The sequence below is a fragment of the Amycolatopsis sp. CB00013 genome (assembly GCF_001905755.1).
Lineage (GTDB): Bacteria > Actinomycetota > Actinomycetes > Mycobacteriales > Pseudonocardiaceae > Amycolatopsis > Amycolatopsis japonica.
This window is the reverse complement of the sequence record NZ_LIWC01000004.1, coordinates 167,187-183,474: the sequence shown is the minus strand read 5'-3', so window position 1 is coordinate 183,474 and position 16,288 is coordinate 167,187. Positions and strand designations below refer to the sequence as shown.

Annotated in this window: 14 protein-coding genes; 5 read left to right on the top strand and 9 right to left on the bottom strand. The window is 67.6% G+C overall.

The annotated features are described in order from the left end of the window. Window positions 1-177 precede the first annotated feature (177 nt). From AMK34_RS27450 to AMK34_RS27435, 4 genes are all read left to right on the top strand, one after another. Window positions 178-750, top strand: coding sequence for a YbaB/EbfC family nucleoid-associated protein (locus tag AMK34_RS27450; RefSeq protein ID WP_073847313.1), 573 nt, complete (start codon window positions 178-180; stop codon window positions 748-750). Window positions 751-882: 132 nt separating this feature from the next. Then, window positions 883-1,242: a type VII secretion target gene (locus AMK34_RS27445; protein ID WP_037332695.1), complete on the top strand. Its 360-nt coding sequence runs from the start codon at window positions 883-885 to the stop codon at window positions 1,240-1,242. A 15-nt stretch (window positions 1,243-1,257) separates the two neighbouring features. Then, window positions 1,258-2,445, top strand: coding sequence for a hypothetical protein (locus tag AMK34_RS27440; RefSeq protein WP_051972692.1), 1,188 nt, complete (start codon window positions 1,258-1,260; stop codon window positions 2,443-2,445). A gap of 3 nt (window positions 2,446-2,448) precedes the next feature. Further along, on the top strand, window positions 2,449-3,069 hold the full coding sequence (locus AMK34_RS27435) for a hypothetical protein (protein ID WP_073847312.1): 621 nt from the start codon (window positions 2,449-2,451) through the stop codon (window positions 3,067-3,069). Between the two features lie 62 nt (window positions 3,070-3,131). Here AMK34_RS27435 and AMK34_RS27430 read toward each other — a convergent pair whose 3' ends face one another. From AMK34_RS27430 to AMK34_RS27395, 8 genes are all read right to left on the bottom strand, one after another. Then, complete coding sequence (locus tag AMK34_RS27430; RefSeq protein ID WP_073847311.1) at window positions 3,132-3,626, bottom strand: GNAT family N-acetyltransferase; 495 nt, start codon at window positions 3,624-3,626, stop codon at window positions 3,132-3,134. Window positions 3,627-3,699: 73 nt separating this feature from the next. Beyond that, window positions 3,700-4,191, bottom strand: coding sequence for a hypothetical protein (locus tag AMK34_RS27425; RefSeq protein WP_038519852.1), 492 nt, complete (start codon window positions 4,189-4,191; stop codon window positions 3,700-3,702). Window positions 4,192-4,245: 54 nt separating this feature from the next. Continuing rightward, window positions 4,246-4,479, bottom strand: a complete 234-nt coding sequence (locus AMK34_RS27420) for a hypothetical protein (protein ID WP_016331079.1) — start codon at window positions 4,477-4,479, stop codon at window positions 4,246-4,248. A 26-nt stretch (window positions 4,480-4,505) separates the two neighbouring features. Further along, the gene (locus tag AMK34_RS27415; RefSeq protein ID WP_073847310.1) at window positions 4,506-4,739 is read right to left on the bottom strand and encodes a hypothetical protein; all 234 of its coding nucleotides are present in this window, start codon (window positions 4,737-4,739) and stop codon (window positions 4,506-4,508) included. A gap of 25 nt (window positions 4,740-4,764) precedes the next feature. Then, entirely contained in the window at window positions 4,765-6,525 is a 1,761-nt protein-coding gene (locus AMK34_RS27410) for a hypothetical protein (RefSeq protein ID WP_073847309.1), read from the bottom strand. Window positions 6,526-6,606: 81 nt separating this feature from the next. Beyond that, entirely contained in the window at window positions 6,607-8,451 is a 1,845-nt protein-coding gene (locus tag AMK34_RS27405; RefSeq protein WP_241832877.1) for a selenium-binding family protein, read from the bottom strand. A 677-nt stretch (window positions 8,452-9,128) separates the two neighbouring features. Beyond that, entirely contained in the window at window positions 9,129-10,253 is a 1,125-nt protein-coding gene (locus AMK34_RS27400; RefSeq protein WP_241832876.1) for a serine hydrolase domain-containing protein, read from the bottom strand. Window positions 10,254-10,442: 189 nt separating this feature from the next. After that, entirely contained in the window at window positions 10,443-11,858 is a 1,416-nt protein-coding gene (locus AMK34_RS27395) for a hypothetical protein (protein ID WP_241832875.1), read from the bottom strand. Between AMK34_RS27395 and AMK34_RS43575 the strand changes: the two genes are divergently transcribed. Beyond that, window positions 11,833-12,156: a hypothetical protein gene (locus AMK34_RS43575; protein ID WP_241832874.1), complete on the top strand. Its 324-nt coding sequence runs from the start codon at window positions 11,833-11,835 to the stop codon at window positions 12,154-12,156. The genes AMK34_RS27395 and AMK34_RS43575 overlap by 26 nt on opposite strands. A 216-nt stretch (window positions 12,157-12,372) precedes the next feature. On the opposite strand, the gene AMK34_RS27390 is transcribed toward AMK34_RS43575, so the two are convergent. After that, window positions 12,373-16,284, bottom strand: coding sequence for a DNA-directed RNA polymerase subunit beta' (locus AMK34_RS27390; protein WP_038519866.1), 3,912 nt, complete (start codon window positions 16,282-16,284; stop codon window positions 12,373-12,375). Window positions 16,285-16,288: the final 4 nt, after the last annotated feature.

The window sequence follows — 16,288 nt, the reverse complement described above, 5'->3', positions numbered from 1 at the left end:
TCGGTACTGATTCCGTACTTGTGGATCACTGCTCGGCGAACCACGCTACCTATTCCCCTATCGGGTGAGCCGGATGGATCCGAGAAGCACCCCGTCGCGTCGAACCGGTGAATGAGTCACGATGAGACTGGTCACAGCGTCGGTTCGCCCGGCGTACCGCAAGTATGGGGAGGCTCCATGTCCGCCGAGTTCGAGCAGCTGGTCGCGCAATTCGACAAGTTCCAGTCCCAGCTCCAGAACGTCGACGACCGGCTCGCGAACGTCGGCGGGATGCAGGACGAGCTCAGCAGGATCGAGGCGACGGCCTCCTCTTCGGACCGTTCGGTGACGGTGGTCGCCGGGCCCGGCGGCGCGATCATGGACGTCAAATTCACCGAGGACGCCCTTCGCCAGCGTCCGGACGCGCTTTCCGCCGCGCTGATGTCGACCATCCAGCAGGCCGTGGCCGAAGCGGCCCGCAAACAGGCCACGATCGTCGAAGAGCACATGGGCGACGACCTCAATCTGGTCGACCAGGTGCTGGAGACCCAGGCGGACCTGTTCGGCACCACCGTCGAGGAGATGCGGGCGCGGATGGAAGAGGAGTCCCCGTCGCGGCCGGCCGCCGAGCAGCAGGCCGACGACTACTCCGAGCGTTCCGTCCTCAAATCCGCCGACGAACCGCAGCGGCCACAGACCCCGCCGCCCCCGGCGTCGAGCCCCTCGGATGGCGACCGTTTCCTGAAGAACCTGTTCGACGACGACCACTGACCCCCAGGACCGGATCGCCTTTAGCGGGCTAAACGCGATCCGCGGCGCTGGGAACCGCAGGCGGGGCAGCCGGGTCCAAGGCGCCGATCACGACGAGCCGCATCGGAAGGTGCGCGAAGGGAGGGACCGCCGATGGCCGGAGGGCATGAGGTGGTGATCAGCGCTCTGCGCACCTACTCGGGCAAGCTCGGGCAGGACGTCCAGATCCCGAACGAGGTCGGACGGCTGACGCAGCAGTCCGACGTCGGCGACGAGTCATGGGGAGTCGTCGGCCTGTTCGTGAAGCACGAGTACACGTCGATGCTCACCGATCTGCAGGATCTGCTGATCGAGATGTCCGCGGGGCTGACCGCGGCATCGGAGAAACTCGGCAACGCCGCCACCGCCTACGAGCGGAACGAAGACGACAACGTCAAGGCGCTCAACGAAATCCTCAAGCTGCTGGAGCAGCCGGCGCAATCGAGGACACCGAAGATGGGGCCGGCCAAGTAGCGAGGGGGACTGATCGTGGCCGATCAGAAGATCACCGGCGAACACACCAAGATCCAGATCAACGACTACAACCCGGACACCATCCGCACGGACAAGATGCTGACCTCGCTGCCCGGGCCGATCGGCAGTGGCTTCAGCACCTTCGACACCGTCAAGAAGGCGACCGCGGACGGGTTCCAGGCCAGCGACATCGGGACCATCGCGGCCAGCGGCGCCGGCTTCGTCAGCTCGTGCATGGGCGTCGCGGACATCGCCAGCGATCCGATCGGCTGGCTGGTCGGCCAGGGGCTCAGCTTCCTGATGAACGTGTGCCAGCCGATCCAGGACGCCATCCACATGGTGAGCGGCGACGGTCCGGCGTTGTCGAACGCGGCGGGAAACTTCAACAACATCGGCGTCTACCTGCAGAACTACAGCAAGAAGTTCGACGAGGACGCGAAGACGTCGCTGTCCCAGTGGACCGGTGACGCGGCGAACGCGGCGGGCGAGAAGCTGGCGAAGTTCGCACAGGGCATCGACGGCATCGCCGCGCAGGCCGGGGACATCGCCCAGCTGCTGCAGATCTCCAGCATGGTGATGACGGTGATCGAGGAGTTCATCAAGGCGATCCTCACCGAGTTCATCACGTGGCTGATCATGATCTGGATCCCGGCGCTGGCCGCGGCCGTCCCGACCTGCGGTGGTTCGACGGCGACGGCGGGCGGACTGACGGCCACCCGCGCGGTCTCGACGACGTCGAAGGTGCAGAAGTTCCTGAACAAGCTCCGCCAGCTGCTCGACAAGATCAAGCAGTTCCTCGGCAAGCTCAAGGAGTTCTTCGGGAAGTGGAAGGGCAACTACAAGGAGCTGATGGCCCACAACAAGTCCACCGCGCAGCTGGCGGCCGGGCCGGGCGCGTCCGCGTGGGGCAAGTTCGCCTCGAAGGACGGCGCCATGGGCGGCAGGCTCGCGGACGGCTTCGGTGAGCGGATGACGTCGGCCACGAAGAAGGCCGCGCTGAACACCGTCGGGCTCGGCAAGGCCACGAATCCGGACGGCAGCTGGAAGACGCCGGAGACGGGCCGCGAAAAGGGTGAGGTCGCGGCGGGTGTCGCCGGGAAGGCCGGCACGTACACGTCGGGCGGGATCAAGGCGGGCCAGTACGGTTCGGTGGGTGACGACGAACAGACACCCGAGGAAGCCTCCGACAATCTGGACTTCTGAGCCGTGACCGCGTGGATCATCGCCATCGTCGCGGTGGCGTTGCCGATCGTGCTCGCCGTCTGGTGGATTCTCGCCGGGGCGGCGAAGAAACGCGGGCTGGCCACGTTGGCGCGGGAACGGGGCTGGGACTTCTACAGCGGTGCCCGGCTCGGCGCCGCGGGCGGGCGGCACGAGCAGCCCGCGACGGGCCGGGCGCCCGCGCCGTTGCGGCGGGCGGGCGAGTCGATCGACCAGGCGGTGGTGGGCACGCATCGGGGGAAGCCGTTCGGTGTCTACCGGTATCACCGGCCGGGCGCCGGGTTCCGCCAGGACGGCACCCGCGAGTCCGGTTCGCTGCGGACGGTCGTGCACGTCGAGGCGGGCGCGGCCATGCCGGACTGCACGCTCTCGATCAGCGGATCCGAAGTGGACTGCTCGAATCCCGCGGTCGTCCTGCGTCCCGACGTCCGTGAGTGGCTGACGGCGAACGCGGGCCGGTGCCGTGAGTTCCACACGTCCGGGCGGACGGTGGCGGTGGTGCCGAAGGTGCTGCCGAGCGGGAAGCAGCTCCTGCGCACTTTGGACTACCTGGCCGATGTCGCCGACCGGGCCCCGCTCACCTCCACCCCACCGGATCGCGTTTAGGGGGCTAAACGCAGGTCAGGCCTCCCGCCGCCGTCCGCGTCACCTGGATCGCGTTTAGCGGGCTAAACGCGATCCGGGACTTCCAGGGATTTCGCGAAGAAGTGGTGGGCGAAGGGTTCGTTGTTGAAGGGCTCGACCTCGTCGTAGCCGAGGCGCGCGTACAGGGCCCTCGCCTCGACGAGGTCGCGCCTGGTGTCGAGCCGGATCAAGGAGGCGCCGAGGCCGCGGGCGACGTCTTCGGCGGCGGCCACGAGCAGCGCGGCGCCGCCGTTGCCGCGTTCGGACTTCCGCAGGAAGACGCGGGTGAGCTCGGTGATGTCGGGTGAAGCGACCCGCAGCCCGGCGCACCCGGCGAGCACCCCATCGCGCCAGGCGAGGAGGAAGGTGCCGGTCGGCGGGACCAGATCACGGCTGTGGTGCTCCAGGAGCAAGCCGTCGAGCTCCTCTTCGGTGACCTGGCGCTCGTAGAAGCGGGACGCGATTTCGTCCAGGTACTCGCGCAGCAACCGGGCGGCGTCCGGGTGATCGACGGGGGTGACTTCGAAGCTCCAGGTCATGACTACATTCTGCCGACCCTGGCCACCGGTTTTCCCCCTGCCGCCGGATCGCGATTAGGAGGCTAAACGCAGGTCAGGAGGGGGCAAGGCGGCCGGCGCAGGTGGCGACCTCACCGGGGGCGGACTTCTCCGACGTGACCACGGCGCCGCCTACGGCCACCCGGCATTCGACGGCGCCCTCGCCCTGCCCCATCAGCTGGACGGTCGGCGGGGTGCCGGTGTTCTTCCACGTGAGCTCCTTGCGCCACGGCAGCGTCACCTGCAGCTCCTGGTGCACGAGTCCCAGGCCGTTGGAGTCGTAGACCACGGTCGCGGTCCCCGTCCCGGCGAGCTCGTACGCGATCTGCCAGTCGTTCGACACCGGCTGCGGCTGCGCCTGGCTGAGCGTCCGCGTGATCGTGCGGTCCGGTCCCCGCGACGGCGCGGCCTCGGTCGGTTCGCCGACCACGGCCACGGTCTCGGCCCGCGGCTCCTCACCACCTTTGAGCAGCACCACACAGGTCGCGAGCGCGGCCACCACGATCCCCGCGATGGCGATGCGCCCGATCAGTTGTCTGTCGGCCATCGGTCTCCTCACCTAAAGCGGCGGCGCGGCCCGTGAGCCGCGCCGCCACGGAAGTCAGGACGGCAGCAGCCGGCCGGGGACGCCGTTGAGCGACTGGATCAGCCCCAGCACCGGGACGCCGAGCGGCGCGAACGTCCAGATGTTGTTGAGGTCGCTCGTGTCGGGTTCGTCGACGACCACGACATCGTTCGGGGCGTCCTGCGCGGCGAGTGCCGGAGCCGCCGAGCCGAGCACGACGAGACCGGCGAGCGCGGCGCCGGTGACCGCGCGGACGAAGGTCTTCTTCATGAGATTCTCCTTTGCTGGTAACGGTTTTACGAAATGGGCGTGATGATCCCGTAGATCGGGGCGAGGACGTCGGTGGGCACGGGGACGGCCGGGCCGAGCAGTCCGCCGAGATCGAGGCCGGGGATCAGCCAGACCGCGGGGTTTCCGCCGCCGGTGGGCAGACCCGGCAGCGGGTCGGCCGAGGCGACGCCGCCGGCGAGTCCGGACAGCGCGCCCGCGAGGGCGAGTGGCAGCAGCACACGGGCCGCGATTCGCTTCATTTCTTCTCCCATTCTTTTGGTGAAATCACCGCAGTACCGAACTGACCGGCACGATCGTTCCGTCGGGGATCCATTGCCCCGCGTAGTTCCGGTCGGCGATCATCCCGACGGCGTGCGGTTCGCCCGGGTACATCGGCATGGCGTTGACCTGCGCCGCCGCGAAGATCTGGACGTCACCGTTGATCGACCGCCACTGGTCGCCCAGCCAGCTCCGGAACCCGCCGAGCGTCGGACTTTCGCCACCGAAGGCGTTGCCCGCCGCGACGGCGAAGCTGACGGCGACCTGCTCGCGCGGGTCGAACCTCAGCGGTATCGAAGAGCTCGCGACGGAGTTGACGATCGGCCCGTTCAGCAGCCAGGGCGCCAGGTACAGGCCGTACTGATGGGTCGGCTTGAGCCGTTGGGACTCGGCCGCGCGGGTCATCGCCGTGTAGCCGCCCGCCCAGCCGGACACGACGAGCAACGCGGTGTTCGGCCCCGCCTCGGCCTGCACCGGCAGACCGGCCCGCGCGGCGGTGTCACGAACCAGCTTCGCGGCGGCCACGCTGCGCGGCGAGGCGTCCTCGACGAGGGTGAGCGCGGAAGGTTTGCGCCCGGCGAGGAATTCGACGAGTTTGACGAGAGAACCGCTGTCCTCACTGGAAAGCGCGTCCGCGGGGCAGGACGTGAGAACTTCGCGGCGGTCGGCGATCAAGCCGCCAAGGGCGGCCGAAGCGCATTCGGGCGCGTCCGCGTCTTCGATGGCGAGGCCCTGCTCCTCCCCCGCGTCGACCTCGATCGTCGTCTTCTCCCCGCCCCGGCTGATGATCAGGTCGCTGCGGCCCTTCGGCAGGTCGACCTCGGCCCAGGTGCCCTCGGCGCCGGGGCGCACGATGGCCTTGCCGATCAGGCCGCCTTCGATTCCGGCGGACAGGTCTTCTCCCGCGCTCGCGGGGAAATGGACGAGGTTCTTGCCGGGCCGCTGCGGGCTCACCAGCACCGGGAACCGCTGCTCGCCGATGGCCGCGTCGGCGAGCAGTGCGACACCGGGAGTCGGCAGCTTGGGCGGTTCGGGAATGGCCGCGAGGGCGCTCCAGGCGACGAAACCGACGGCCACGGCGGCCGCGCCGAACCGATAGGCACGCGTGGATTCCTTGTCCGAGAAGAAGAAACCCGCGAGGACGGTGGCGACGATCGGCAGCAGAGCGATCACCAGCAACGTCAGACCGAAGAGCGTGCCGTAGATCCGGCGGTCGAACCCCAGACCGGAGGAGAACAGCTGGACCGCACCCGCGACGACGAGAAGTCCGCCCAGGGTCAGGGAAAGCGGGCCGAGCCGGAAGTTCGTCTGGCGCCACTGCTCGGCAGGCACCCAGATGGAGAGAACGGTGACGCCGAACCACAAGGCGGCGGCCGCGACGTAGACGGTGTCGATGGCGAATTCGACGCCTGTCCGTCCGAGCGAGGTTTCGAGCACGACCAACGCGGCGAGCGCGAGCGAGGCCCAGCGGCCTGCCGATGGACGGCGGATCAGAACGGGAATCGACAGCGCCAGCACGAGATGCACGATCAGCGCGATGACGTTGACGTCGGTCGCGAAGGCGGAAACCGCGGCGAGCACGGCGGAAATCCCGCCGAGGGCGGCGATGGTGAGTCGAAGACGGCTGGGCAGCTCACCCACCAACGGGCGCAGAATCCCTGCGCCCGCGAGGAAAGCGGTCGCCAGCAGAAGTCCGAGCCGGAGCAGGACGAGGGCGATGTCGGCTCCGGCCGAACCCGAGCTCGCCGGTATGACGTGGTGATCCATGGGGACCTTCTCCGAGCAGATCGGCGGAGCCGTGGGTGGCGGAGTGTGCCCGCCACCCACGACCTTCCGCGCCGAACAGGGTTACTTGAGATCCGCGTCCGCCACGACGAACAGTTCGGAGTGCGGCTTGGCGTTGCCGAAGGACCCGTGCGGCCAGGTCTTCCGGTTGAAGTTGATCCCGACCTGCCCGGTGAACTCGTCCCGGAAGTTCTGGTCGACCGCGACCTTCCCGTCCTCACCGAGGTTCAGCAGGTTCACCTTGTGGTCACCGTCCAAACCGGACCGTGCGACGAAGTAGTTCGACACCGCGAGGTGCTGAGGCTTGTCGGTTTCGTGGTAGTACCCGTCGTCGCCGAGCACGAAGTTGTCGTACGCGCCCCAGTGCGGGCCGCCGCCGGAGGTACCCGGATTGATCGGCGCCGCGCCGACGACGGTCGGCAAGTCGCCGCCACCGCCCTGCTGGGACTTCTCCTTCGTGTCGATCCGGCCCTTGATGTTCTCGACCTTGTCGCCGGCGGCGAGCAGCTTCTGGATGTCGAGGACGTACACGCCACCGGTGGTGCCGGGGTCGTCCGGGCCGAGCGCGCCCTTGGACCGTCCGGTGATCGCGCGGTAGAGGTACTTGTCGTCGGGGCTGGTCTGGATCCAGCCACCGTTCGACCCGCCACCGTTGGAGTCGTTGTTCGGGTGGATCGCCTTGTTCGCGGCGCCATCGTCGAACACCTGGATCCAGTGCGGCTCCTTGGCGGTGATGTCCGGCGTGTAGAACACCGCACCGCCCTGCATGGTCTGGGCGAACGCGCCCTTGTGCCCCGGCAGGTTGGTCACCGTGGTCTCCATGACCGCGCGGCTTTCCGCGTGCAGCGGGTCCGCGGGATCGGCCCTCGGGCCGTCCGGCAGGTACGAGACCGTCTTGAGCTTCGGCTTGTTGCGGTCGGAGATGTCCCATGTGCGGACGGTCGGCCGCCGCAGATACGGCGACGGCTGCTTCACCGGGTCGAGGATGATGTTGCGCGGCTCGGCGTAGTCACTGGTGACCAGGGTGTTGAGGTCCTCGCGTGCCTGGATGCCGTGCGGGTTGGCGCAGGTCGGCTTGTCCAGTTGCGGAAGGTTGTCGCACAGCTTCTTGTTGTCGCCCTGCGGTGTCGCGGCCGGGGACTCGGAAAGCACCTGCGCGTTCTGGTCGAAGCGGACGACCTCACCGGGACTGCCGGCGAAACCGTTGCCCACCACGGTGGAACCGTTGGCGTAGGTGTGCGGGCCCGGCACGACCGGCCCGCCCATGTACGTGCCGTAGGCGGTGCCGTCCTTGAGCACCCAGTACGCGTCCGGCACGGAACCGCCGAGGGTCTGGGTCGGGAGGCTGACGCCCTTGAGTTTCAGCTGCGGCAACGCGGAGACGTCGAAGGCGTACGTCGCGGCGGCGAACAGCGCGCCGGCGTAGATCGTGTCGCCCTTGTGCCACACGTACTGCATATGGTGCGGCTCGTTCTCGACGAGCGGGCCGACGGTGGCGGTGTTGACGACCTTGCCGTAGGTCGGCGAACCCTGCGTCGCGTCGATCACGGCGAGGAAGTCCGGACCGGGCAACGCGTTCTTGATCTTGTTCAGGCCGCCGCCGAGCGAGCCCGGCAGGTTCTTGATGTCCTTGACCAGGGTGTCGGCGATGTTCTCGTCACCGGCCCAGACCAGCAGCCATTTCTTGCGCTTGCCGTCCGCGCTCCGGGACGCCGCGACGTCCTTGGACACGAGATGGTTCTGGACCCAGTACTCCTTGCCGTCGGCCGCCTTCTTCGCGTCCTTGACGACCTGGACGTCGGCGTAGGCACTCGTCGACGAGCCGGTATAGGTCACCGTGCCCGCGGCGAGTACCGCCGCCAAGGCGCCTATCACCACTTTTCGCCACTTGGGCGAGTTGGATAGCATTCTTTCTCCCTGTTTTCGCTACCGAAGCGCCAGACAATCGGCACACCTCTCCCCTATTCCGCGCAGGCGTAACCGCACGGATCGAAGGGGAAAGCAATCAACCGCCGGTTCGCCCAGGGAACCGTTGCGGCACAGTGGAAAACGTCAGCGCACGGGAACCGGCGCATCCGTTTCGGATACGCGAATCAGCCTGCGTCGCGACAAACCCGGAATAGGTCAGGAATCCATACACAGCGCGCTTGCTTGCTGCCGCAAGTCAACGTGCCGGCGCCACACCAAGGCGACTGGGGATTGCATGGGCGAAATACTCGTGTGAACCCGCCGGAGTGTCAATCTCGTGATCAAAGAATGAGACATGCCACGGCCGGGTGATTTTCCCACGATGCGGATGGGCCATTGGGCCGAACGGGTGGCGGTTTTCCGAGCAGTGGGAATTAGACCACTTGGCGGCACTACCGCAGGTCACAACGGACCAGTAACCCCGCCCGCAGCCCTCATCGTGGCGTTATGGTTTCGTTACTCAATCCCGGGAACTCTGGTGCCGCGACGCCCTCAGGGACGAAGTTGCCATCGGAGCTTTTCGCTCCGCTCCTCGCGCTACGCCCCGGCCCCGACCTGCGCCCGCCCGCTCCGGATCGCGTTTAGGGGGCGAAACGCAGGTCGGCGCCGGATCGCGATTAGGGGGCTAAACGCAGGTCGGAGGCGGGGCCGCAGAGGGCCTGGTGCTTGAGGGTCGCCAGGGCGTCGTCGATGGGGTGCGGGGTTCCTTCGGGGTCCGGCTTGCGCCACCGCACGAGGTTCATCGCGGCGGAGAACTGCCGTCCGCCGTCGGGGCCGGCCCAGGCCATCGTCAACGCTCCCCAGACCGTGCCGTCGTGACCCCAGAAGACGCCGTGCCCCGGGATCTCGGTCTTGTACAGGCCGAGCCCGTAGTCGATCAGCCGCCCGTCCTGCGCGATGACCGGCACCAGACGCTGCATCTCCGCCAGCGAAGACGGGCTGACGATCTCCCCGTCCAGCAGTTTGCGGTAGAAGCGGTTGAGATCGTCGACAGTCGAGACCAGACCGGCGCCGGCCATCACCCAGGACATGTTGTAGACGCTGTAGTCGCGCGGCGGATCGATCGCGCCGAACAGCGCTTCGTACATCCGCGAGTGCGGCTCCTCGATACGCGGACCGGCGGGAAAGCCGGTGTTCGCGAGACCCGCGGGTTCGATGATGGCGCGGGAGATGTGCTCCTCCATCGGGGCGCCGGTCAGGTGCTCCAGCAGTTCACCCAGCAGCAGGTAGTTCGTGTTGGAGTAGATCCCGGGCGTGCTGCCCGGCTCGCCGGTGGCGGGCGCGCCGACACCGATCGCGATCAGCTCCGCCGGGCGGAACTCCTGAAACCGGTTGTCGTCGAGGCTCTCTGGGGCGAGTTTCTGAAGCGACGGGAACGCGTAGGGCAGGTACTCGGCGAGGCCGCTGGTGTGGTTGAGCAGCATGCGGATCGTGATCGCCCGGCCCCGTTCACCGGGGACCAGCCGCGGCTGGAAGTCGCCGATCGGCGCGTCGAGGTCGAGCCGCCCCGCCTCGACCTGACGCAGAACCGCGGCCGAGACGAACGTCTTGGTGATACTGCCGACGCGCTGCCGCATCCCGGTCCCGACGGGGCGCCCGGTTTCCAGGTCGGCGACCCCGGCGGCACCGCGCCAGATCCGCCCATCCGCCCGCACCTCGGCGAACACCCCCGGCACCCCCGCCCGATGGACGTCCTCCAAGGCAGACCGCAGGTTCTTCGTGGCCGAGTTCTCTTCTGTCACAAGGGATTCCATATCGACCATCCTTTCGACCGGCGGTCGCGGGATCGCCCGCCATCCGTCGCGCATCCAGGCGGATACCGCGCCGATCGTCGGCCGGATCGCGATTAGGGGGCTAAACGCAGGTCGGGGCGGCCAAAGGGAAAGCCCCCGGTCTGGGAGCGACCGGGGGCTTTCTCGGGGTGATGGCCGCTATTCGGCAGGCTGACGACGGCGGCGGGCGCCGAAGACCAGAACCGCTCCGAGGCCCAGCGCGGCGAGCGCGAGCGCGCCGAGCCAGATCACGTCGGCACCGGTGCTGGCCAGCCCCGAACCACCTTGGCCGCCACCGCTGCCCTGCCCGGCGGGCGTGGTCGTCGGCGCCGGGGTTTCGGATTTGCCGCAGTCCGCGGGCTGCGTGGGCACGGCGGGCGCGGGCGCCTCACCAGGTTCCGCCTCCACTCGTACCTGCGACGGCTTGTCCTCCGGCCCGGCGACATGGATCGGCCTCGGGTTCTCGTACTGGATCCGCCATCCCTGCGGCGTCAGGAGGTACAGCTTGTACGTGGGCCCCGGCACCACCTTGCGGAATTCGAAGCGGCCTTCGGCGTCGGTCGTCCGCTCACCGATGACGGGGCATTTTCCGTCGGAGACGAGCACGACCTTGACCCCGCTCACGCCCTTCGGATCACCCTGGCCTGCGAAGTGGACCACGTCACCGACGACGGTGGCCAAGGCCCCGGGGACGGCTGCCTGGTCGTAGGCGTGTGCGTGACCTTCGTTATCGACGTCGCGGTAACCGAAGTCGCAGCTCACCGTGACCAGGCCCCGGTCGCGAGTGGCGTCCGGGACCTTTTCGGACACGTCGATCGCGCGAGTCTCGCCGGGCGCGATCGTCACGCCGTTCCCGAGGTAGTCGAGGTCTCCCCAACCCGCACCGCCCTTCAACGCGTAGTCGGATCCGAAGCGGTCACAACCGGAGACGATGCCCGTGAGCGGGACCGAACCGGAGTTGGTCAAGGTCACGGTGACATGCGCGAGATCGCCGGGTTTGTAGCTGTCCTCGGTGAAGGCCATCGACGCTTTCAACGCACCGTTCAGCGGCGGCGCTCCGCGTACGAGCAGATCCTTCGAGTCCGGCCCGATCCGGACGATCTCGAACGGGAAGTGCCAACCCTTGATTTCGACGCCGCCGAGGTAGTACTTGGCGGCCGGAACATCACCGAAGTCGATCTTCCCGGCCGCGTCGCTCGTGGCCTCGTACTTGGCGGAGCCGTTGAAGTACCTCAAGGTGAGGGTGATTCCGGACAGCTGTTCGCCGTCGTCGGCTCGGCCGTTGCCGTTCTTGTCACCGAACACGGTGCCCGCCGCGTGCCCGGAGACCTTGACGATGCCGACAGACTCCTGGAATTCCCCGCCGCCTGCCCCGGTGCTGTCTTGAACGAAGCCGCGGACGACGGTCTTGGCGGACGTGAGATCTTGGATCTGTCCGGCGACCTTGACCTCGTAAGTCTCTCCTGGCTGGAGCGTCTTACCGGACCTAACGCGTTCCAGTTCTCCCCAGCCGGGATCGAACGGGACCGACAGGTCGGACGGATCGCTGATGAACTGGAACACCTTGAGCCCCACAGCGGGGACGGTGCCGGTGTTCTTGATTTTGAAAGTGAAGGTGACGTTCTCGTCGGTCCGGAATTCGCTCTTGTCGAAGGCGACCGACGATACGAGCTGCAGCCGCTCGGCCTGCGGCTTCGGCGCCACCGGAGGTGCGCTTCCCGCAGCCGACGAACTAGGCGGCGCGCTGGAACTCGCCGGTGCCTCGGATGTCGCCGGCGCACTCGACGCGGGTGACGAAGGTGCCGGATCCGCTCCGGCGGGCGCGGCGAATACGCCGGTCAATGCCGCTACCGCGGCGAAGGTCGCGAGATAGACCGCCCCAGTACGTGAGCGGGATCTACCACTTGGCGATTTGTTCACGCAGAGTCACCCCTGATTACCAGATGGAAATGCGCATAGCCCCCGAATCGCGTAGAACCGGATCACCCTATCGGGATTCGCCAGGAGCCAGGACCCATTTCGGGTACTCCGGAAACGGGAAGGGCCCCCGCCGGATCGGCGAGGGCCCTTCTCGTGGATTTCGCTTCGGTCAGCGGAAGTCGCGGCCGAAGTCGTAGTCGTCCAGCGGCACCGCGGCGCCCGGCGTGGAGCCGAACACGTCCGGGGTGTAGTAGCCGTCGTCGTAGGACGGGATCGCGTAAGCGGCGACCCGCGCCTCCTCGGTCGGCTGCACCTGGATGTTGCGGTACTTGTTGATCCCGGTACCGGCCGGGATCAGCTTACCGATGATCACGTTCTCCTTGAGGCCCACGAGCTTGTCCGAGCGGCCGTTGATGGCCGCGTCGGTCAGGACACGCGTGGTCTCCTGGAACGAGGCCGCCGACAGCCACGAGTCCGTGGTCAGCGAGGCCTTCGTGATCCCCATCAGCACCGGGCGACCCGAGGCCGGCTCGCCGCCTTCGGCGACCGACGCGCGGTTCTTCGCCTCGAACTTGGTCCGCTCGGGCAGCTCGCCCGGCAGGAAGTCCGTGGCACCGGAGTCGATGATCGTCACGCGGCGCAGCATCTGCCGCACGATGACCTCGATGTGCTTGTCGTGGATCGACACACCCTGCGCCCGGTACACCTTCTGGACCTCGTCCACCAGGTGCATCTGCGCCTCGCGCGGCCCCATGACCCGCAGGACCTCGTGCGGGTCCGGCGTGCCTTCGAGCAGCTGCTGGCCGACCGCGACGCGGTCACCATCGCCCAGCGGGCCGTTCGGGGTGTTCGCGAGCCGCTGACGCTTGGACAGCTTGTCGAAGACGATCTCTTCGCTGCCGTCGTCCGGGATCAGCGTGATCTTCCAGAACCGCTCGCTCTCCTCGATGCGCACGCGGCCATCGACGTCGGCGATCGGCGCCTTGCCCTTCGGGACCCGGGCTTCGAACAGCTCCTGGACACGGGGCAGACCGGTCGTGATGTCGTCACCGGCGACACCACCCTGGTGGAACGTACGCATCGTCAGCTGCGTACCCGGCTCACCGATCGACTGGGCCGCGACGATACCCACGGCCTCGCCGACGTCGACGAGCTGACCGGTCGCCATGGACCGGCCGTAGCAGGTGGCGCAGATACCGACGGCCGACTCGCAGGTCAGCACCGAACGCACCTTGACCTTGGAGATCCCGCTCGAGATGAGCTTGTCGATCGCCGGGTCACCGATGTCGTCACCGGCGTTGAGCACGACGTTGCCCTTGGCGTCGACCGCGTCGGTCGCCAGGTTCCGCGCGTACACGCTGGTCTCGACGTGCTGGTCGCGCAGGACCTTGCCGTCGCCGATGTCCTCGCCGATCGGCATGTTGATACCGCGGGTGGTGCCACAGTCGATCTCGCGGACGATGACGTCCTGCGACACGTCCACCAGACGACGGGTCAGGTAACCCGAGTCGGCGGTACGGAGCGCCGTGTCCGCCAGACCCTTACGGGCACCGTGCGTCGCGATGAAGTACTCCGCCACCGACAGGCCTTCACGGAAGTTGGCCTTGATCGGACGCGGGATGTACTCACCCTTCGGGTTCGACACCAGACCACGCATACCGGCCAGCGAACGGACCTGCGTCATGTTGCCCGCCGCGCCCGACTTCACGATCATCGCGATCGGGTTGTCGTCCGGCAGCGCCGTCTCCATGATCTTGTGGACCTCTTCGGTGGCCTGCGTCCACACCTTGACGAGCTCGTTGTTGCGCTCGGCGTGCGACAGCTGACCACGCTGGTACCGCTTCTCGACCTGGTCGGCCTTGCCTTCGTACTCGTCCAGAATGGCCTTCTTGCCTGCCGGGACGAGCACGTCGGAGATCGCGACCGTGACACCCGAACGGGTCGCCCAGTAGAAACCGGCGTCCTTCAGGCGGTCCAGGGTCTGCGCGACCTGGGTCATCGAGTAGCGCTCGGCGAGGTCGTTCACGATCGCGGCCTGACGCTTCTTCGGCATCGGCTCGTTGATGAACGGGTAGTCCGCCGGCAGCAGCTCGTTGAACAGCACGCGGCCCAGGGTCGTCTCGGCCAGCCACGCCTTGCCCGGCTCCCAGCCGTTCTCCGCGAGCCTCGCCTCGTCGGCCTTGGCGGGCTGACGGTCGGTGACGCGGATCTTGATCGGGGCGTGCAGGCTCAGCGCCTTGCGGTCGTACGCCATGATCGCCTCAGCGGGCGAGGAGTAGGCGTTGCCCGCACCGTCGGCGTTCTCGTTCAACCGGGTCAGGTGGAACAGACCGGTCACCATGTCCAGACGCGGCATGGCGAGCGGACGGCCCGACGCCGGCGAAAGGATGTTGTTCGCCGACAGCATCAGGATGCGGGCCTCGGCCTGCGCCTCCGCGGAAAGCGGGAGGTGCACGGCCATCTGGTCACCGTCGAAGTCCGCGTTGAACGCTTCACAGACCAGCGGGTGCAGCTGGATGGCCTTGCCTTCGACCAGCTGCGGCTCGAAGGCCTGGATACCGAGGCGGTGCAGGGTCGGCGCACGGTTCAGCATCACCGGGTGGCCGGTGATGACCTCTTCGAGCACGTCCCACACCTGCGGACGCGACCGCTCCACCATCCGCTTGGCGGACTTGATGTTCTGCGCGTGGTTCAGGTCGACCAGCCGCTTCATGACGAACGGCTTGAACAGCTCGAGCGCCATGTCCTTCGGCAGACCGCACTGGTGCAGCTTCAGCTGCGGACCGACGATGATGACCGAACGGCCCGAGTAGTCGACACGCTTGCCGAGCAGGTTCTGACGGAACCGGCCCTGCTTGCCCTTGAGCAGATCGGACAGCGACTTCAGCGGGCGGTTACCGGGACCGGTGACCGGGCGGCCGCGGCGGCCGTTGTCGAACAGCGCGTCGACGGCCTCCTGCAGCATCCGCTTCTCGTTGTTCACGATGATCTCGGGCGCGCCGAGGTCGATCAGCCGCTTCAACCGGTTGTTCCGGTTGATGACCCGGCGGTAGAGGTCGTTCAGGTCGGAGGTGGCGAAGCGGCCACCGTCGAGCTGGACCATCGGGCGCAGGTCCGGCGGGATCACCGGGACGGCGTCGAGCACCATGCCGCGCGGGTCGTTGCCGGTGGCCTGGAAGGCCGCGACGACCTTGAGCCGCTTCAGCGCGCGGAGCTTCTTCTGCCCCTTGCCGTTGCGGATGGTGTCGCGCAGGCTCTCGGCCTCCGCCGCGACGTCGAACTCGGTGGCCAGCTTCTGGATGGCCTCCGCGCCCATGCCGCCGGTGAAGTACTCGCCGTACCGGTCGATGAGCTCGCGGTAGAGCAGCTCGTCGGCGATCAGCTGACGCACGTCGAGCTTGGTGAAGGTCGTCCAGACCTCCTCGAGACGGTCCAGCTCGCGACCGGCGCGGTCACGCAGCTGACGCATCTCGCGCTCGCCGCCTTCCTTGACCTTGCGGCGGACGTCGGACTTCGCGCCCTCCGCCTCCAGCTCGGCCAGGTCGGCTTCCAGCTTCTGCGCGCGTGCCTCGATGTCCGCGTCGCGCTTGGTCTCGAGGTTCTTGCGCTCGACGCCGATCTCGTTCTCGAGGGTCGGCAGGTCGTTGTGCCGCAGCTCGGTGTTCACACCGGTGATCACGTAGGCCGCGAAGTAGATGATCTTCTCGAGGTCCTTCGGCGCCAGGTCGAGCAGGTAGCCCAGGCGGGAGGGAACACCCTTGAAGTACCAGATGTGGGTGACGGGAGCGGCCAGCTCGATGTGGCCCATCCGCTCACGGCGCACCTTGGCGCGGGTGACCTCGACGCCACAGCGCTCGCAGATGATGCCCTTGAAGCGGACCCGCTTGTACTTACCGCAGTAGCACTCCCAGTCCCGGGTCGGGCCGAAGATCTTCTCGCAGAAGAGGCCGTCCTTCTCGGGCTTGAGCGTCCGGTAGTTGATGGTCTCCGGCTTCTTCACCTCGCCGAAGGACCACTGACGAATGTCGTCGGCGGTGGCGAGGCCGATGCGGAGCTCATCGAAGAAGTTGACGTCCAGCACGTCT